Source organism: Bradyrhizobium arachidis (genome assembly GCF_024758505.1).
Classification (GTDB): Bacteria; Pseudomonadota; Alphaproteobacteria; order Rhizobiales; family Xanthobacteraceae; genus Bradyrhizobium; species Bradyrhizobium manausense_C.
The window spans coordinates 437,964-454,710 of the sequence record NZ_CP077970.1; the positions used below are offsets into that span (position 1 = coordinate 437,964).

Consider the following 16,747-nt stretch of genomic DNA (forward strand, 5'->3'; position numbering starts at 1 on the left):
GATGCTGCGCTATCGCGCAGGCGAAGACAAGCGGGCGGCGATCAGTTCGCCCAGGGCTCCGCTTCCGCCGCGCTCTTGGCCTTGGCGGACACCGGGCTTTCGCCGATGATGTCGGCGAGCGCGCGCAGCGCTTCCTTGACGCCTTGGCCGGTGACGCCTGACATCAGGAGCGGCGTCTTCTTGGCGGCGCGCTTCAGGCGATCCTTCTGCTTCTTCAACTCGTCCGGCTCGACCGCGTCGATCTTGTTCAGCGCCACGATCTCGATCTTGTCGGTGAGCTGCCCGCCATAGGCGTCGAGCTCGTGGCGCACCGTCTTGTAGGCCTTGCCGGCATGCTCGCAGGTTGCGTCGATGAGATGCAGCAGCACGCGGCAGCGCTCGACATGGCCGAGGAAGCGATCGCCGAGGCCGGTGCCTTCATGCGCGCCTTCGATCAGTCCTGGAATATCCGCGAGCACGAATTCGCGGCCGTCGGCGTTCACGACACCGAGCTGTGGATGCAGCGTGGTGAAAGGGTAGTCGGCGATTTTTGGCCGCGCCGCGCTGACCTTGGAGAGGAAGGTGGATTTGCCGGCATTCGGCATGCCCACGAGGCCGGCATCCGCGATCAGTTTCAGCCGCAGCCAGATCCAGCGCTCTTCGCCGGGCTGGCCGGGATTGGCGTTGCGCGGCGCGCGGTTGGTCGACGACTTGAAATGCGCGTTGCCGAAACCGCCATTGCCGCCTTCGGCGAGCACGAACTTTTCGCCGACCTTGGTGAAGTCGTGGATCAGCGTCTCGCGATCCTCGTCAAAAATCTGCGTGCCCATCGGCACCTTCAGCACGATGTTCTTGCCGTTCGCACCATGGCGGTCCGAGCCCATGCCGTTCTCGCCCTTCTGGGCCTTGAAATGCTGCTGGTAGCGGTAGTCGATCAGCGTGTTGAGGCCGTCGGCGACCTCGATCACGACATTGCCGCCGCGGCCGCCATTGCCGCCGGAGGGACCGCCGAATTCAATGAACTTTTCGCGGCGGAACGCCACGCAGCCGTTCCCGCCGTCACCGGAGCGGATATAGACCTTTGCCTCGTCGAGGAATTTCATGGGCCATAGGTAGGGCAGGGAGGGACCCGCGGCAACCCGAACTTGTCCGGGAAAACGCCGAATTTGCGCGATTTTTGGCCCTTGCTTAACCCGCGGATCAGGTCGGCCGCCGCCGGATCAAGAACTTCTGCATCCCGTCTAGCACCAGCTCCTTGCGCTGGTTGTAGATCGTGCTCTTCAGCGTCACCGTGCCGGTGGTGCGGCCTGCTACCAGCTCGATCACCTCGAGCGCCGGATAGATCGTGTCATCCGCGTACACCGGTTTGAGGAACCGGCTCGACTGCTCGAGAAAGCCGACCAGCGAGTCCTCGACCATGAAGGGAAACAGGCCCGCGCCTGGCGCAGTGTGGATCAGGGTCTGAAAACCGTGGGCGAGCAGATGCGGCATGCCGCGGGCGCGGCAATATTCGACGTCGTAGTGCACCGGATGGGTATCGCCGCTCGCGGTCTGGAACGCAGCGAATATCGCCGCGGTCTGGGTGCGGCTCGGCAGCACAAAACGCTCGCCGAGGACGAAATCCTCGAACCAGCGTTGCTCGGGGACCATGCGGTGCTGGGTCGGATCGAACTCGGTCATGGCTTTCGTCTCGCGATGGCAACACCTATCGGTACCGCGCTGCGAAGGGTGCGACAATCCGTTCAATTCGTTGTGGCCGGGCTTGTCCCAGCCTGCGAGGCCGTTAAAACGGCGCCAATGCCTCTCTTCAAGAAACTCTCAGCCTACGACGAACGCTCCGCACGGTTGGCCGGCATCGCCCTGATGCTGCTGTCGATCTTCATGTTCTCGTTCGGCGACGCCATGGGCAAGTTCATGGTGGCGACCTATTCGGTCGGGCAGCTCCTGTTCCTGCGCGCGATCGCGGCGCTGCTCCTGCTGTCGCCGATCATCTGGCGGCAGCGCCATGAATTCACCCGCCTCGAACGGCCCTGGCTGCAGCTTCTGCGCGTGACGCTGTCGACGCTGGAGGTCGCGGCCTTCTTCCTTGCGACCGTCTATCTGCCGCTCGCCGACGTCATCACCTATTATCTCGCGGGGCCGATCTTCGTCACCGCCTTGTCGGCGCTTCTGCTCGGCGAGCATGTCGGCTGGCGGCGCTGGACCGCGATCCTGATCGGTTTTTGCGGCGTGCTGATCGCGCTGCGCCCCTCGGCACAAACCGTCAGCCTGCCGGCGCTGATCGCGCTCGGCGGCAGCCTGTCGTTCGCGCTGCTGATGCTGATCACGCGCTCCCTGCGCGAGACGCCCGACATCGTGATGGCGTCGTCGCAGTTTTGCGGCACGTTCCTGCTCGGCCTCGGGCTCTCTGTGTTCCACTGGGTGCCGCCGACCGGCGGCAGTCTCGTGCTGTTCGCGCTGGCGGGACTCACCTCGGTCGCGGCGCTGTTCTGCGTCAACCGCTCGCTCAAGCTCGCGCCGGCAAGCGTCGTCGTGCCCTATCAATATTCGATGATCGTCTGGGCGGTGATTTTTGGCTTCGTCGTGTTCGGCGACGTGCCGTCGATGGCAACCATCATCGGCGCCGCGATCATCATCGGCGCCGGCCTCTACATCTATCTGCGCGAGCGTGATCTCGGCCGCCAGGAGGATACGCAGGTGAGCCCGCCGGTTTAGCTCTTACCCTCCCCTGGAGGGGGAGGGTCGATCGCGCGAAGCGCGAGCGGGGTGGGGTGACGGTTTCTCCGCATCGAACACTGCCCGAGTGGAGAGATCACCCCACCCCGTCACGCAATCTCGCTTCGCTCGATCGCATGCCGACCCTCCCCCTCCAGGGGAGGGTGCATCGCTCGCTACCGCACCCGTCGTGCGCTGCTCCAGCTCTTCAGCGAGGACCAGACGCCGCGCGACAGGCGAAAGCTGTCGACCGGGGTTGACGATCCCAGCGCCTCGAAGCGGTGCAGCTCGACACCGCTCCACTGGAAGCCGCACTTTTCCAGCACGTTGCGCGAGGCCGGGTTGGTGACGCGCGCGCCGGCATAGAGGTGATCCTCCTCGAATTCCTCGAAGAAGAAGTCGATCGCACCACGCGCGGCCTCGGTGCCGTAGCCGCGGCCCCAATGCTCGACGCCGAGCCAGTAGCCGAGCTCGGCATTGTCGGGCCTCGAGCGATCGATGCCGACCATGCCGACCGCCGTCTCGTCGTGCTCGATCAGGAACACGCTCTCGCTCCCGAGCTCGGCCGTGGCGCGGATGAACTCGACCGCATGCTCCTGGAGATAGGGATGCGGCAGGCGGCGGGTGTTCTGGGCGATGCGGAGATCGTTGGCGAGCTGCGAGATGGCCTTGACGTCGGCAAGTGTGGGGCGGCGCAGCGTCAGCCGCTCCGTGGCAACCACGCTCGGTCTCGCCTCGCGCAAGGTCGTGCTCGAAAAGTCCTGCAACATGTCCGGCTCCGTCAACTTCATCAAGTCAAAACGAAAAGGGGAGGCCGGTTTCCCGCCTCCCCTGGAGCCTTCGATCTTTTGATCTTAAGGACTCCGCCGGTTTGGTCAGGACCCGGCGGACTCCAAATTTGATCCACCGTCTATTCAGCCGCCTCTGCGATCGGAAGTACCGATACGAATGTGCGGCCGTTGGCTTTGGCTTGGAACGCGACGCGACCCTCGATCTTGGCGAACAGGGTGTGATCGGTGCCCATGCCGACATTAAGGCCGGGATGCCAGGTAGTGCCGCGCTGACGCGCAATGATGTTGCCGGGAATCACGCGCTCCCCGCCGAACACCTTGATGCCAAGGCGCTTGCCCTTTGAATCGCGACCGTTGCGCGATGAACCGCCTGCTTTTTTGTGAGCCATGGCTCGTCTCCGAAATCCTGCGTATCTCTAGATCAATTCCTTGACGGAATCATTTCACAATTTCTCACGCATCAATTCGTGAATTGGCGTGATCAAATCTCGTTATTCGGCGGCTTCCTTGGAAGCTTCCTTGGCCACCTTCTCCTTCTTCGGACGCGGGCCCTTGGTGGGCTTGGAGTTGTCCGTCAGGATCTCGGTGACGCGCAGAACCGTGATCTCATCGCGATAGCCGCGCTTGCGGCGCGAGTTCTTGCGGCGGCGCTTCTTGAACGCGATGACCTTCGGCCCGCGCTTGTGGTCGAGCACCTCGACCGCAACGGACGCACCTGCGACCGTCGGAACGCCCAGGACCGGCGTGTCGCCGCCGACCACCAGGACTTCATTCAACTGCACGATCGTGCCGACTTCGCCGGCGATCTTGCCTACTTCGAGAACATCATCCGGAGCGACGCGGTATTGCTTGCCGCCGGTTTTGATGACTGCGAACATCGTTTTTTTCCTTCGTGTTCAATCCCGACCTTGCGGACAGTTACGTCCGGGTCGGCTTTTTGTCAGTCGCTATGGGTTTACGATCCTTGCGCGGATGGGGTTTATCCCATTGAAAATCCACGCAAAAGCAAGCAGCGCGAGAACGCCCCGCGCCGGATCGGCCGGACTTATAGCCGCTCACGGCCCCGAGTCAAGGAAAACCGGCCGAAAAGGCTCCAAAACCGAGGAATTTGGCCGGCTTTCTACTGTGCATGGGGTTGTTTTCGAAAGTTGCCCGCATCTGCAACCATCGGGTTCCCGCGCCGTTGTCCCCGCCGAACACGTAAAGCGGGCATGGGCTCCGATGGCAACAGACGAATTGGTCGCGACGACAGGCATCGCCCAGCACGGCGCGGTGCGGCTGCCGTCGGTGGATGTCGACAGTTTCAACATTGAGATCAAGGACGAAGACGGTTTTCTCGGCGACCGCGCCAGCAAGGGCGCGTTCCGGGAAATCCTGGACCATTGGCGCAAGCCACTGCGCAAGACCGGGGAGGATCCGTTCGGCGACGAGCCCTCCGAGAAGATCAGCAAGAAGGTGTTGGACGACATGCTGGTCGGCGACGACACCGAGGCCTCCGCCGTGGTGCACAGCGCGATCGAGGAGTTCGCGCAGGAGCTGGCCTATGTGACGCGCCGTTTTCTGAAGACCAAGGCCTGGGCCAAGACCGAGCGCATCGTGGTCGGCGGCGGCTTTCGAGATTCCAGGCTCGGCGAGCTCGCGATCGCGCGGGCCGACATCATCCTGAAGTCCGAGAAATCTGGGATCGACATGGTGCCGATCCGCGCGCATCCCGATGAGGCCGGCCTGATCGGCACGCTGCATCTCGCGCCATCCTGGATCTTTGAGGCCCATGACAGCATCCTCGCCGTCGATATCGGCGGCACCAATATCCGCTGCGGCGTGGTGGAAACGCGCTGGAAGAAGGCAAAAGACCTGTCGAAAGCTGCGGTGTGGAAGTCCGAGTTGTGGCGTCACGCCGACGACAAGCCGACGCGCGAAGGTGCGGTGAAGCGGCTCACCAAGATGCTGAAGGCACTGATCACGCAAGCGGAGAACGAGGGTTTCAAGCTCGCGCCCTTCATCGGCATCGCCTGCCCCGGCGTGATCAACGCCGACGGCTCGATCGAGAAAGGCGCGCAAAACCTGCCCGGCAATTGGGAGAGTAGCAAGTTCAACCTGCCGGCGAGCCTGATCGAGGGCATTCCTGTCATCGGCGAGCACGACACCGCGATCCTCATGCACAATGACGGCGTGGTGCAGGGCCTGTCGGAAGTGCCGTTCATGCAGGACGTCGAGCGCTGGGGCGTGCTCACCATCGGCACCGGCCTCGGGAATGCGCGATTTACCAATCGCCGCAAGGAGAACGGCAAGGACCGGGACTCTACGGAGAACGGCAAGAAGAAAGCCAAGGAAACAAAGGACAACGACAAGCAGTAACCTTGACCGGTTAGGTTAAGGCGGGGATTGCGTTGCGGCGCACGAGCCACTCGCTACGGTCGATCCGTCGTCTCACCTGGCCGGCGAAGCCGCCCTTCCCGACCAGATTTCAATGAGCGGCACGGGACCGCCGGTGTTTACCGCGTCTGGCGGTCCCACCCCTGGGGTTTAACCCCAACCCTGCCGTTGAAAAAATCCCGCAATCTCCTCTGCCGCGCGCTCCGGATCCTCGCGATGGGGGAAGTGTCCGACGCCGCTGAACATTGCGAGATCGAGATCGGTGAAGGTTTCGCTGATACGATCAGTCCAGGCATAGGGAAACAGCGGATCGTGCTCGGCCCAGCGCACGCAGGTCGGCACCGCGATCGGCGGTGATATTGGCGCTTCCCCCTTCATCATGGCGACGCGCGCCGCATGGGCCGCGCGATAATGCGCAAAGCCGCCCGCAAGATTGCCATCCTCAAAGAAATTATCGGCGAAGGCATCGAGCACATCGTCGAAGGCGTCCTTGCGATGCGACCAGGTCTTGAGGAAATGCGCGATATAGAGCCGGCAGTTTTCGCGCGTCGTGCCGACGAGCTTTGGGGCCATCTCCATCTGGTGGAACGACTGGTACCAGATGTGGTTGAGCCGGTCGGGCGCCGCCATGCGCGGGCCGATGCCGGGATAGACGAAATCGAAGAAGAACAGCCCGGCGAGCCGCTCCGGCACACGGCGGGCGAGGGGCTGCATCACGGCGCCGCCGACATCATGGCCGACGACACCGAATCGCGCGATCCCCAGCGCATCCATCAGGGCCACCATGTCGGTGGCGTGCTGGTCCGGCCCGTAAGGGCCATCAGGCTTGTCGCTGGCGCCGAAACCGCGCAAATCGGGCGCAATCAGCGTGAAGCGGCCTGAAAGCCGCGTCATCACCGGCTCCCAGGTCAGCCAGAATTCCGGCCACCCATGCAGCAAAAGCAGCGGCTTGCCCTCGCCCAGGCGGGCCACATGGAAGCTGGCACCATTGGCTGTGACCTTGAGATGCTCCATCTCTGTTCCCATGCCGCAAAGAGGTGGCGGAATTTCGCCCCAGCCGCCTTGTCTGGCCCGCCATCCTCGCCTAGAAGACACCCCGACCACAGGGGCTCTGCCCCCGATTTGGCCCTCAAGGAGAGGTGGCAGAGTGGTTGAATGCACCGCACTCGAAATGCGGCATAGGTGCAAGCCTATCGGGGGTTCGAATCCCTCCCTCTCCGCCATATCGCCTTGAGCCAAGAATCCTACGGCCTCACGCCGGGTGCCTCCACCTTCATGCCGCGTGCGCGTGACATCAGATAGAGCTCGAGCTCGACCATCTCAGGGGCGCCGTAGTCGTAAGGCTGTGCGCGGATGCCGGTCATGCAGCTTCGCAGGCGGCGCTGCAATGATCCGAGCGTCTGCCATTCCAGGCGGTAGAGGGGATAGCCGGTCGGGTGGGCCTGCGTGATTGCGGATCCCGCGAGGCGCTTGTCCCAGTTGTCATCGTGGCAATTCGTGCAGGCGAGATTGAGCTGGCCCTGCCGTCGCATAAAGAGATCGCGCCCGCTGGCGATGAATTGTGCGAGTTGCGGATCGCCGCCGGTCTCGATCGGCATCTCGCGCGACTGCCGCGCAACGAAGGCGGTGAGCGCGAGCAGGTCGCGGCTCTCATAGGCGAGCGGGCTCGCCTGCTGATGATTGGCCCGGCACAGATTGATCCGCTGCTCCAGGTCGACCAGGCGGCCGAGCGTCTTGTCGAAGGCCGGATAACGCGCGGCAACACCCTTCATGCTCGTGCGCGCGTCCTGATGGCAATCGGCACAGGCCTTGGCGGCAATGCCGTCCTTGCGAGTCCACAACGCTTCGCCGTCGAGGACCCAGAGCATGCCGGGATTGGATGTGTCGTCGTCCTGGATCGCCTTGGTGTCAGGAGCCATGAAACTGTAGCTGGAGCGGCGCTCGGCTTGCGGGATTTCGCCGGCGACCACCGCTTGAGCCGTTGCCAGCGCAGCGATCGCGATGATGCCCAAAAATCTCATTCGACGACGATCGACGCCGAGGCGGTCTCGGAAAAGCCGTTGTCACCGATCCATTCGAACTCGAACTTGCCGCTTTCGGTCGCCGTCGTGAAGAACGTGATGAACGGATTGGCTGATATTGCCGGATAGAGATCGGCACGAAAGATCTCGGCGCCATTGTAGCGGCAGGCAAAGCTCGTGATGATGTTGCGCGGCACCACCTCGCCGGACGCGGTGTGGCGATAGCCTGTTTCCATGATGTGCGACATCAGCGTCTTGATCTCGATCACATCACCGCGTTTGGCCTTCGCCGGCACGTTGATGAGGGCGGCGGGCATCAGATCACCTCCTCGGTGCAGGCGGCGAGCGTCACGACGATGTCGACGGTGGCCGACCAGAACGTGTCGTCGGATAGCCGCGCGATCGCGACCACCTTCTGGCTGTCGGCGAGGCGGATGCGGGTCGACACCTGCGCGCGGCCGGCCCGCGGCCCGAGATGGAAGTTGCCGATGTTTGGCTGCGGGTTCTTCTCGTTGAAGACGTGGATGCTCTTCACATAGTCGTTCGCCGTCATCGGGCTGGTGACGCTTACCGTCATCGGCACCGTGTTGCCGTTCTCGACCAGCGGCGGAATGTCGAGCCTCACCCTACCGGTTCGCACATTGGCTTCACCGACGACGTTGCGGATCGCCGCTGACAGCATGGCCGGCGTCGCATCGGCCGGGCGCACTGTGACAACGGGCGCTGTCACCAGCGCGGCCGCGCCGCCGGCGAGGCCCAAAAACGTTCGGCGCGTGGGTGGGTGAAAGTTCGTCATTCTGCTGTCCTAGTCACGCAGCGTCACCAGATACGCCACGATGTCTTCGATCTGTTCCGCCGACAGGATCGGCTTGCCGCGCCAGGCATTACCGACACGGTCGAATCCGTCCACGCGGTAGTACGACGGCATGATCGTCGCGGCATTGAGACGCGATGCATCCACCAGCCGCAACCTCAACTGTCCTTCCGACCAGCGGTTGCCGCTGCCGGACAGATTTGGCGCAAGATCGCCCTGGAACTTCTGCTCGGGGAACGGCCCGCCGTGACAGAGGATGCACGTCGAGGCGCGTTCGACCACCAGCGCGCGTCCATGCGCCGCGTCGCCATTGGCTCCCGTCAGCGGTTCCGGGATCGCGTCACCGACGATCGCGTAGGAGTGCAGGCTCTCCTCGGCCTCGGCGGGCCGTGGTGCTGCAAGCCAGGCGATTGCGACGAGCGCTATGGTCGATGCCCTAGCCAAACGTGTCCACCGTTATGGCTTTGAACCAGTCCAGCGCCTGTTCCGCCTCGCGTTGGCGCACCTCGCGCGATGCGTCGACGGGGCTCGTGGTTGCTTCGACCTCGGCGTACTGATCTTCCTTGGGCTGATAGATGCCCTTCAGCGAAAACGCGTAGCTCGGCGCCACCGTGTTGTAGCAGGCGCCGTTGAGCCGCGGCATGTCCGCCGGCTTGCCTGTGAAGGCGTTGACGATCGCCGCCGCGCAGGCCTTGCCTTGTGCGCTCGCGGCGGACGCCGATTTCGGGATACCGCCGGCGATGGCGGCATCGCCGATGACATGGATGTTGGGCGCGATTTTTGACGCAAAGGTGACGGGATCGATCGGGCACCAGCCGGTGTGGTCGGCGGCGCCGACGATCTCGGCGATACGACCGGCGCGCTGCGGCGGAATCACGTTGGCGACCTGTGCGGTGTAGTTGCCGAAATCGGTGACGATCTCGTTGGTCGCGGGATTGACCGACGTGACGCGCCCGCCCTGCGACAGCGCGATGCGCTCGATCATGCCGGGATAGAGCTCCTGCCAGGCGCGCTCGAACAGCTTTTGCTGCGAATAGCTGTCCTTGGCGTCGAGAATCAGGATTTTTGAGCGCGGCTTCCGCGCTTTCAGGTAGTGCGCGATCAGGCTGGCGCGCTCATAGGGCGCGGGCGGACAGCGCAGGGGCGCGGCCGGGACCACGATCGCGACGACGCCGCCATCGTCCATGGCCTCGATCTGCCGCCGCAACACCACCGTCTGCTCGCCGGCCGTCCAGGCGTGCGGCATTTTTGCTGACGCGGGTTCGTCGTAACCCGGCAGCGCATCGAAGCGTATCTCGATGCCGGGCGCGAGTACCAGGCGGTCATAGGCGAGCGTGCGGCCGTCGGCGAGGCGGATCGTGCGCGCTTGCGCATCCACCTTCACGGCGGCCTGTGCGACGACCGTGACGCCGTCTGCCGCGATCCTGTCGTAGGTAAAGGTCTGCTCGGACAATTGGCGCAGGCCCGCGATCACTTCATTGCTGAACGGGCAGGCCACGAATGTCGGGCCCGGCACGATCAGCGTCACCTGCAGTCTTGAATCGAGCCGGCGCAGCGCACGCGCGCAGGCCGCGCCGCCAAATCCGCCGCCGATCACGGCGACGCGCGCGCTCCCTTGCGCGAAGGACGGGCATGCCAGCGCGGCCGCCGCAAGGGCGGCGGCTCCGCGGGCGACATCTCGCCGCGTCGGACGATGCGTGACGGCCATGCGCGATGATCCGAAAGGACGAGCGCGGCGGCCGCGAGGGGCCGCCGCGCGTCAGTGTCAGGCGAAGGTGATGTTCTGGTCGCGCAGCGGGAATGAGCGGACCCGCTTGCCCGTCGCCGCGAAGTAGGCGTTGAGCACCGCCGGCGCTGCGACGCCGATGGTCGGCTCGCCGACGCCGCCCCAGAACCCGCCGCTCGGCACCATCACCGACTCGACCTTCGGCATCTCGTTGATACGCATCGAGTTGTAGGTGTCGAAGTTGGTCTGCTCGATGCGGCCGTCCTTCACGGTGCAGCCGCCATAGAACAGGGCGCTCAGGCCGTAGACGAAGGAGCCTGCGATCTGCCGTTCCACCTGCGCCGGATTGACGACGTAGCCGGGATCGGTGGACGCGACGATGCGATGCACCTTGATCTTGCTGCCTTCGCTCACCGAGATTTCGGCCGCACCCGCGACGTAGCTTCCATAGCCCATCACCTGCGCAATGCCGCGGTAGATGCCTTTCGGTGCCGGCTTGTCCCAGCCGATTTTCTCGGCCACGGCGTTGAGCACGGCCAGGTGCTTCGGATGCTTGCCCATCAGCTTGCGGCGGAATTCGAGCGGGTCCTGGCCTGCGGCCTTGGCCAGCTCGTCCATGAAGCATTCCATGTAGATCGCGTTGTGGTTGACGTTGACGCCGCGCCAGAAGCCGGGCGGGACGTGCGGATTGCGCATGGAATGCTCGACCAGCAGGTGGGGCACCGAATAGCCGATCGCGGCTTCGCCCGTTTGGGCGACGCCCTGGAATGCGGCCGGATCCATGCCGTTCTGCAGCGCTTCGGGGCGGACCGAGAACAGGATGGATTGTCCTGACAGCCGGTAGTGCAGCGCGACCAGATTGTTGTCGGCATCGAACGCGCCGGTCAGCTTGCATTGCGTGATCGGATGATATTTGCCGTGCAGCATATCTTCTTCACGCGACCACAATAGCTTCACGGGCGTGCCCGGCATCTGCTTGGCGACCGCGACCGCCTGGCGCACATAGTCGGTCATGCCGCGACGACCGAAACCCCCGCCGAGCATCTGCTTGTGCACGTCGACTTTCTCCGCTGGCAAGCCGGAAGCCTCCAGCGCTGCTGCGAAGGCGGCTTCGCCATTCTGCGTGCCGCACCACACCTCGCATTTGTCCGGCGTGTAGAGCACGGTGGCATTCATCGGCTCCATCGTGGCGTGGTTCTGGTAGGGATAGCTGTAGATGGCCTCCACCTTCTTCGCCGCGCCGGCGATGGCCGCCTTGGCATCGCCGTTCTTGTTGCCGACATAGGCCGGCTGCGCATCGTCGAGCCCCTCCGCCAGCCACTTTGCGATCGTCTCGCTGGAGACTTTTGCGTTGTCGCCTTCGTCCCAGACGATAGGCAGCGCATCTAGCGCCGTCTTGGCGTGCCACCAGGTATCGGCGACGACGGCGACCGCGCTCTCGCCGACTTTCACCACCTTCTTGACGCCCTTCATGCCGGCGATCTTGGCTTCGTCATAGCTTTTCAGCTTGCCGCCGAATACCGGGCAATCCTTGATCGCCGCGTTCAGCATGCCCGGGAGCTTGACGTCGATGCCGTAGATCATCGCGCCGGTGGTCTTGTCGGCGGTGTCGAGCCGCTTCAAGCCCTTGCCTGCGATCTTCCAGTCTTTTGGATCCTTCAGCTTGACGTCGGCCGGCGGTTCGAGCTTCGCGGCCGCTTCCACCACCTTGCCGTAGGTCGTGGTCTTGCCCGACGGCGTGTGGGTGATGACGCTGTTGGATGCCGTGCATTCGGACGCCGGCACCTTCCATTCGTTGGCCGCCGCCTGGATCAGCATCATGCGCGCGGTGGCGCCGCCCTTGCGGACATAGTCGTGCGAGGAACGGATGCCGCGGCTGCCGCCGGTCGAGAAGTCGCCCCAGACGCGCTTGCGGGCGACGCTCTGGCCGGGGGTCGGATACTCGGTCGTCACCTTCGACCAGTCGCATTCGAGCTCCTCGGCGACGAGTTGGGCGAGGCCGGTGAGCGAGCCCTGGCCCATCTCGGAACGGGCGATGCGGATCACCACGGTGTCGTCGGGCCGGATCACGACCCAGGCGTTGACTTCAGGCGAACCGTCGGCCGCGCGCACCACTGTCGGGCCGAAGGGAAGGTCGAGGCCGAGTGCGAGGCCGGCGCCGGCCGTGGCCGCGCCGATCACGAACGAGCGGCGATTGAGCTTCGGCATGATGTGCTGATTCATGGCTGCCTCCTCACGCGCTCGCGGCAGCATGGATCGCCTCGCGCACCTGCTGGAAGGTGCCGCAACGGCAGATATTGGTGATGGCTTCGTTGATGTCGTCGTCGGTCGGCTTCGGCTTCTCTTGCAAGAGCGCCGCTACCGCCATGATCATGCCGCTCTGGCAATAGCCACATTGCGGGACATCGCTGGCGATCCAGGCGAGCTGCACCTTGTGCAGGGCGCCATTGGCCCCGAGGCCTTCGATCGTGGTGATCTGCTTGCCGGCGGCCTCGGCGACCGTAACGCCGCAGGAGCGCATCGCGACGCCATCCACGTGCACGGTGCAGGCGCCGCATTGTGCAATGCCGCAACCGTATTTCGTCCCTGTCAGTCCCACATTCTCCCTGATAGCCCAAAGCAGCGGCGTGTCGTCTTCAACGTCCACATTGATCGTCTTGCCATTGATAGTGAGGCTTGCCATCGCGGTCCCCTGATTCGTCCGATCCACCGATCGGACTTCGCCACGATGTTGGACTCGAAACTGGAATCGCTCAAATCAAGAAAACGAATGCCGGGGTTGCGGCAACGTTTGGCTACTGCGGGGAATAGAAGCGAGCGTCGCCACATCGAGATGGCGGCGGGCAGCGGTGGTGGGCGATGCGAACCTGGCTGTTATGGGAAATCCCCACGTCCTGCCTTGACTCTATCTTTGGTTGTGGAACCATCGCGCCCATTGGATCGGGCGATGCCCGGTCGTCGAGAATTTTTGTTCGCGGCAGTCGCTTCTTTTCAGGTCGTTTCATGCGGGGCCGCCTTTTTCAGGGGGTGGGAAGCCATGGCGAAGATCGAGCACGTTTTCGTCCTCATGCTGGAGAACCGGTCTTTCGACCACATGCTGGCCTTTTCCGGGTTGCCTGGCGTCAACCCGCCGCCGTCGAACTTCCATTTTCAATCCGGTGCCGTGGATCAGTTGGACAGCGATCCGCCGCATGAGTTCGACGACGTCGCGGCTCAGATCGATTCCGGCGCGATGGACGGCTTTGCGGCAAGCGGCGGACCCGACACGATGAAGGGATTCGACGCAGGCTCGCTTCCGGTCCTGCTGGAACTCGCGGCCAACAACCTCTATTTCGACAATTGGTACTCCTCGATGCCGGGCCCGACCTGGCCAAACCGGCTGTTCGTTCACGCCGCCTCGTCCGGAGGGCTCGACAACAGCATGGGCACGCTGGACGTCGTGCGCGCCGTGACCAATCCCGGCTACGCGCTGCAGTTCGAGAACGGTCATGTGTTCGACCGGCTTGCGGCAAAGGGCGTGTCGTGGCGCGTCTATCATCACCATGGCAGTTTCGACTTCGACTTTCCCCAGGTGCTGGCGCTGAAGGGAATGGTCGACAACCGGAACGACCCGCGCTTCTTCCGGCACTTCAAGAATTTTGCCGCCGATGTCGCGAGCGGCGACGTTGCCGGCTACACCTTCATCGAGCCGAGCTACGGCCTGCCCTCGTTCAGGAACGGCAACTCGCAGCATCCCACTGGCACGATCAGCCTTGGCGAGATCCTGATCAAGAAGATGCATGACGCCATCTTCGGCCAGAAGGTCGGCGCGAGCAGCGCCATGCTCGTCACATGGGACGAGCATGGCGGCTTCTTCGATCACGCAGCGCCACCGGCGGCGACACCGCCCGGCGACAAGCCGCTGAACCACGACAGGGCCGGCAATCCGCGCAATTGCGCATTCAACGGTTTTGGCGTGCGCGTGCCGGCGGTGCTGATCTCACCGTGGCTTCCGGCGGGCCTGGGCTCGACCATCTTCGGCAGCAATGCGAGGTTCGATCATTCCTCGGTCGTTCGCGCCCTGCGATCGACGTTTTCGCTCGGTGGCAAGCTGACCAACCGTGACGAAGCCTCGCCGGACTGGAATGCGGCGCTGCTCGCAAAACCGAGAGGCGTCTCGCTGACCTTGCCGAAGGTCGCGGCGAAGGCGCTTCGCCGGCCTGTTCCCACCGCCAAGGAGGTCGTCCGGGAGGAGGTGGCGCCGGGCGGCAACGTGCTGGGCACCGCGCAGATCGTCGCCGACATCGATTGGCACACCGCCCAGCGCCTGCATGTTCCGCCGGTCATCGCCTCGCAATTCGAAGCGAGGATGGCGAAGGCCCACCGCGTCCTGTCCGCTCCCGCCTCCGTGTCCGATGCCGCCGTGGGCGAGGCTCATTTGTCGGTGCTGGAATATATCGCCGCCGTGAGAGACCGGGACGAGCGCCTGCGCAAGGCGGAGCAACGGCAGAGCGCGCCGCGCAAGCGATCGCAGTCCAAAGCCCCGCGCGCTGCGAAGGCACCGGCGAAAAAGCCCGTCCGGAAGACGGCGAAGAAGCTCAAGGCACGCAAGCGGCGAGGCGGGCGCTAAAGCGTTTTCAAGCGAAGTGGATACCGGTTCGCGTCCAGAAAACGCATCTAAACAAGAATTCTAAGGCCCCGTTCCGATTCCATCGGAACGGGGGCTTAGAGCGTCGGTCGCGGCACGTCGCGCGTAGCGCGGCGTGCCCTCACGCCCCTCCCATCACGGTCCGCGTCAGCGAACTCCGTGCGAACTTCTTCAGCGGCGCCGGCTTGCCGAACAGATAGCCCTGCACGAGGTCGAAGCCGATCTCGTTGGCGGCGATCAGGTCGGCGCGGCTCTCGATGCCTTCGGCGAGCGCGGGCACGCCGTATTCCCGGGCGAGTTCGACGATGTGGCGGCACACCGTGCGCTTGAGACGGTCGTTGCCGTTGCCGGTGACGAACTGACGGTCGGCCTTGAGCTTGACGAACGCGAATTTGTCGATGCCCATGAGTGCCGGCCAATTGGTGCCGACATTGTCGATCGCAACGCCGATATTGTGAAAGCGCACCTCGCGCGCGATCTCGTTCAAAGGCGCGATCTCCTCGATCACCTCGTCACTGCCGATTTCGATCGTGAGCCCGCGGAACGCCGGGTGTGTCGGCATGCGCCGGCAGAGATCGCGCACGGCTTGCGGGTCCCGCAGGAATGACGCGGGAAGGTTGATCGAGAGGTCGGTCGCGTTTTGCCGTTCCAGCAGATAGTGCCAGTCGGCGAGGGCCCGCTCGATCACGAACTCGGACAAGGCGCGAAAATGCGGATCGTCCGCGTCGGGGATGAAATAGGCCGGCGGCACCACGCCCCAGGTCGGGTGCCGCATCCGCACCAGAGCCTCGGCACCGTAGCGAACGAGTGTGCGCGCGTTGATCTTCGGCTGGTACCAGAGCTCGAGCCAGCCGGCATGCAGGGCCTCGCCGACATGCACGGCGGGACTTGGCGCCGGCTCGTCCGGCAGCAGCACCGCGACCCGGTCGCGCAGCGTCTCGGCCGCGAATGGCGTGGTCAGAGGCAGCAGCATGTCGAGGCCATATTCCGCGCCGACTTGCTGCACGGCCTTCAGGACGATCGACTCGGGGGCGCCGACGGAAAGAACCTTGCCGCCGAACTGCGCGCGGACCAGCGTTTCGAGGATTCTGCCGGGCTCCAGTCCGTCGACGGCGATGCCGAGCAGGACAAGGTCCGGCAGCTCGGTGGCGAGCACACCGGTGAGCTCATCGACATGGCCGCATTCGCTGGTGACGAAGCCGAGATCCTCCAGCACCTCACAGAGGAAAGCGCGCAAGTGCCGCTTGCTATCGACTATGCAGGCGCGCGGCGTGACCTTTCTCCGCCCAAAGGTCGCAACCTTCCGCTCGACGAGTTCGCCCAGCCCATCTTCCATCGTACACCACTCCCGTTCTGTGACGGTCTGATAACGGCGAGCGAGGCTTCAAATATGGAGAGCTTGAGATGATTGTTGAATTATCCGAGTAACGTTAAAGCGCGCATCACGTGTAAAATTGTACGAATGTTTTTGAAGAAGTTTTTGCAATTGACCATTGCCGCGCCGACTGCGTGGAAACCTAACGACATAACCGGTGGTCAGCGGGCGCCGATGAAGTCGAGGCGTCCAAGCGATCGGGCGGCGCCGCACGCAGCGCCGCCCAATTGAATAATAGCGGTATCTGTTGCCGGTTTCTGCCTTGTCGTTTTCCACCGCTTTGTTGTCGGTGGTGGATAAAACTCGAATTCGGTTGCATAAGG

General features: G+C 63.8%; 17 protein-coding genes and 1 tRNA gene. 4 read left to right on the forward strand and 14 right to left on the reverse strand.

All coding sequences use genetic code 11. From position 1 onward, the window contains the following. Nucleotides 1–41: 41 nt before the first annotated feature. Both obgE and KUF59_RS02120 read right to left on the reverse strand, forming a co-directional pair. The gene (obgE, locus tag KUF59_RS02115; RefSeq protein ID WP_212456150.1) at nt 42–1,082 is read right to left on the reverse strand and encodes a GTPase ObgE; all 1,041 of its coding nucleotides are present in this window, start codon (nt 1,080–1,082) and stop codon (nt 42–44) included. A 97-nt stretch (nt 1,083–1,179) separates the two neighbouring features. Then, the gene (locus KUF59_RS02120) at nt 1,180–1,659 is read right to left on the reverse strand and encodes a MaoC family dehydratase (RefSeq protein ID WP_258768112.1); all 480 of its coding nucleotides are present in this window, start codon (nt 1,657–1,659) and stop codon (nt 1,180–1,182) included. Nucleotides 1,660–1,776: 117 nt separating this feature from the next. On the opposite strand from KUF59_RS02120, the gene KUF59_RS02125 reads away from it, so the two are divergent. Next, complete coding sequence (locus KUF59_RS02125) at nt 1,777–2,694, forward strand: DMT family transporter (RefSeq protein WP_212456148.1); 918 nt, start codon at nt 1,777–1,779, stop codon at nt 2,692–2,694. Between the two features lie 176 nt (nt 2,695–2,870). On the opposite strand, the gene KUF59_RS02130 is transcribed toward KUF59_RS02125, so the two are convergent. The 3 genes from KUF59_RS02130 to rplU all read right to left on the reverse strand — a co-directional run bounded on the left by KUF59_RS02130 (nt 2,871) and on the right by rplU (nt 4,363). Then, a complete protein-coding gene (locus KUF59_RS02130) occupies nt 2,871–3,464 on the reverse strand; it encodes a GNAT family N-acetyltransferase (protein WP_212456147.1) in 594 nt (197 codons plus the stop codon). 140 nt (nt 3,465–3,604) lie between these two features. Further along, nucleotides 3,605–3,874, reverse strand: a complete 270-nt coding sequence (rpmA, locus tag KUF59_RS02135; RefSeq protein WP_212456146.1) for a 50S ribosomal protein L27 — start codon at nt 3,872–3,874, stop codon at nt 3,605–3,607. 102 nt (nt 3,875–3,976) lie between these two features. After that, the gene (rplU, locus tag KUF59_RS02140; RefSeq protein WP_212456145.1) at nt 3,977–4,363 is read right to left on the reverse strand and encodes a 50S ribosomal protein L21; all 387 of its coding nucleotides are present in this window, start codon (nt 4,361–4,363) and stop codon (nt 3,977–3,979) included. A 343-nt stretch (nt 4,364–4,706) separates the two neighbouring features. On the opposite strand from rplU, the gene KUF59_RS02145 reads away from it, so the two are divergent. Then, a complete protein-coding gene (locus KUF59_RS02145; RefSeq protein ID WP_212456144.1) occupies nt 4,707–5,843 on the forward strand; it encodes an ROK family protein in 1,137 nt (378 codons plus the stop codon). A gap of 168 nt (nt 5,844–6,011) precedes the next feature. Here KUF59_RS02145 and KUF59_RS02150 read toward each other — a convergent pair whose 3' ends face one another. Then, on the reverse strand, nt 6,012–6,875 hold the full coding sequence (locus tag KUF59_RS02150) for an alpha/beta fold hydrolase (protein ID WP_212456143.1): 864 nt from the start codon (nt 6,873–6,875) through the stop codon (nt 6,012–6,014). A gap of 119 nt (nt 6,876–6,994) precedes the next feature. Between KUF59_RS02150 and KUF59_RS02155 the strand changes: the two genes are divergently transcribed. After that, nucleotides 6,995–7,084, forward strand: a tRNA-Ser gene (locus KUF59_RS02155). Nucleotides 7,085–7,105: 21 nt separating this feature from the next. On the opposite strand, the gene soxA is transcribed toward KUF59_RS02155, so the two are convergent. From soxA to KUF59_RS02190, 7 genes are read right to left on the reverse strand one after another with little or no spacing between them, the layout of a single operon-like run. Then, complete coding sequence (gene soxA / locus KUF59_RS02160) at nt 7,106–7,882, reverse strand: sulfur oxidation c-type cytochrome SoxA (RefSeq protein ID WP_212456142.1); 777 nt, start codon at nt 7,880–7,882, stop codon at nt 7,106–7,108. Then, nucleotides 7,879–8,199 (reverse strand): thiosulfate oxidation carrier complex protein SoxZ, encoded by a 321-nt coding sequence (soxZ, locus tag KUF59_RS02165; protein ID WP_212456141.1) that lies wholly within the window; start codon nt 8,197–8,199, stop codon nt 7,879–7,881. Before soxZ ends, soxA begins: the two co-directional genes overlap by 4 nt. Continuing rightward, a complete protein-coding gene (locus KUF59_RS02170) occupies nt 8,199–8,678 on the reverse strand; it encodes a SoxY-related AACIE arm protein (protein ID WP_212456140.1) in 480 nt (159 codons plus the stop codon). Before KUF59_RS02170 ends, soxZ begins: the two co-directional genes overlap by 1 nt. 9 nt (nt 8,679–8,687) lie before the next feature. Then, nucleotides 8,688–9,140 carry a sulfur oxidation c-type cytochrome SoxX gene (soxX, locus tag KUF59_RS02175; RefSeq protein ID WP_249140062.1) on the reverse strand — a complete coding sequence of 151 codons (453 nt, stop codon included), beginning with the start codon at nt 9,138–9,140 and terminating at the stop codon, nt 8,688–8,690. Further along, nucleotides 9,133–10,404, reverse strand: a complete 1,272-nt coding sequence (locus KUF59_RS02180) for an FCSD flavin-binding domain-containing protein (RefSeq protein ID WP_212456139.1) — start codon at nt 10,402–10,404, stop codon at nt 9,133–9,135. Before KUF59_RS02180 ends, soxX begins: the two co-directional genes overlap by 8 nt. 57 nt (nt 10,405–10,461) lie before the next feature. Then, the gene (locus tag KUF59_RS02185) at nt 10,462–12,645 is read right to left on the reverse strand and encodes a xanthine dehydrogenase family protein molybdopterin-binding subunit (RefSeq protein WP_212456138.1); all 2,184 of its coding nucleotides are present in this window, start codon (nt 12,643–12,645) and stop codon (nt 10,462–10,464) included. Nucleotides 12,646–12,655: 10 nt separating this feature from the next. Continuing rightward, a complete protein-coding gene (locus KUF59_RS02190; protein ID WP_212456137.1) occupies nt 12,656–13,105 on the reverse strand; it encodes a (2Fe-2S)-binding protein in 450 nt (149 codons plus the stop codon). 354 nt (nt 13,106–13,459) lie between these two features. Between KUF59_RS02190 and KUF59_RS02195 the strand changes: the two genes are divergently transcribed. Further along, complete coding sequence (locus KUF59_RS02195; protein ID WP_212456136.1) at nt 13,460–15,031, forward strand: alkaline phosphatase family protein; 1,572 nt, start codon at nt 13,460–13,462, stop codon at nt 15,029–15,031. Nucleotides 15,032–15,170: 139 nt separating this feature from the next. On the opposite strand, the gene KUF59_RS02200 is transcribed toward KUF59_RS02195, so the two are convergent. Further along, on the reverse strand, nt 15,171–16,385 hold the full coding sequence (locus KUF59_RS02200; protein WP_212456135.1) for an EAL domain-containing response regulator: 1,215 nt from the start codon (nt 16,383–16,385) through the stop codon (nt 15,171–15,173). Nucleotides 16,386–16,747 lie beyond the last annotated feature (362 nt).

Coding starts and splice junctions, on each gene's coding strand:
- obgE (WP_212456150.1), bottom strand. CDS start 1,082: ATGAAATTCCTCGACGAGGCAAAGGTCTATATCCGCTCCGGTGACGGC.
- KUF59_RS02120 (WP_258768112.1), bottom strand. CDS start 1,659: ATGACCGAGTTCGATCCGACCCAGCACCGCATGGTCCCCGAGCAACGC.
- KUF59_RS02125 (WP_212456148.1), top strand. CDS start 1,777: ATGCCTCTCTTCAAGAAACTCTCAGCCTACGACGAACGCTCCGCACGG.
- KUF59_RS02130 (WP_212456147.1), bottom strand. CDS start 3,464: ATGTTGCAGGACTTTTCGAGCACGACCTTGCGCGAGGCGAGACCGAGC.
- rpmA (WP_212456146.1), bottom strand. CDS start 3,874: ATGGCTCACAAAAAAGCAGGCGGTTCATCGCGCAACGGTCGCGATTCA.
- rplU (WP_212456145.1), bottom strand. CDS start 4,363: ATGTTCGCAGTCATCAAAACCGGCGGCAAGCAATACCGCGTCGCTCCG.
- KUF59_RS02145 (WP_212456144.1), top strand. CDS start 4,707: ATGGCAACAGACGAATTGGTCGCGACGACAGGCATCGCCCAGCACGGC.
- KUF59_RS02150 (WP_212456143.1), bottom strand. CDS start 6,875: ATGGAGCATCTCAAGGTCACAGCCAATGGTGCCAGCTTCCATGTGGCC.
- soxA (WP_212456142.1), bottom strand. CDS start 7,882: ATGAGATTTTTGGGCATCATCGCGATCGCTGCGCTGGCAACGGCTCAA.
- soxZ (WP_212456141.1), bottom strand. CDS start 8,199: ATGCCCGCCGCCCTCATCAACGTGCCGGCGAAGGCCAAACGCGGTGAT.
- KUF59_RS02170 (WP_212456140.1), bottom strand. CDS start 8,678: ATGACGAACTTTCACCCACCCACGCGCCGAACGTTTTTGGGCCTCGCC.
- KUF59_RS02180 (WP_212456139.1), bottom strand. CDS start 10,404: ATGGCCGTCACGCATCGTCCGACGCGGCGAGATGTCGCCCGCGGAGCC.
- KUF59_RS02185 (WP_212456138.1), bottom strand. CDS start 12,645: ATGAATCAGCACATCATGCCGAAGCTCAATCGCCGCTCGTTCGTGATC.
- KUF59_RS02190 (WP_212456137.1), bottom strand. CDS start 13,105: ATGGCAAGCCTCACTATCAATGGCAAGACGATCAATGTGGACGTTGAA.
- KUF59_RS02195 (WP_212456136.1), top strand. CDS start 13,460: ATGGCGAAGATCGAGCACGTTTTCGTCCTCATGCTGGAGAACCGGTCT.
- KUF59_RS02200 (WP_212456135.1), bottom strand. CDS start 16,385: ATGGAAGATGGGCTGGGCGAACTCGTCGAGCGGAAGGTTGCGACCTTT.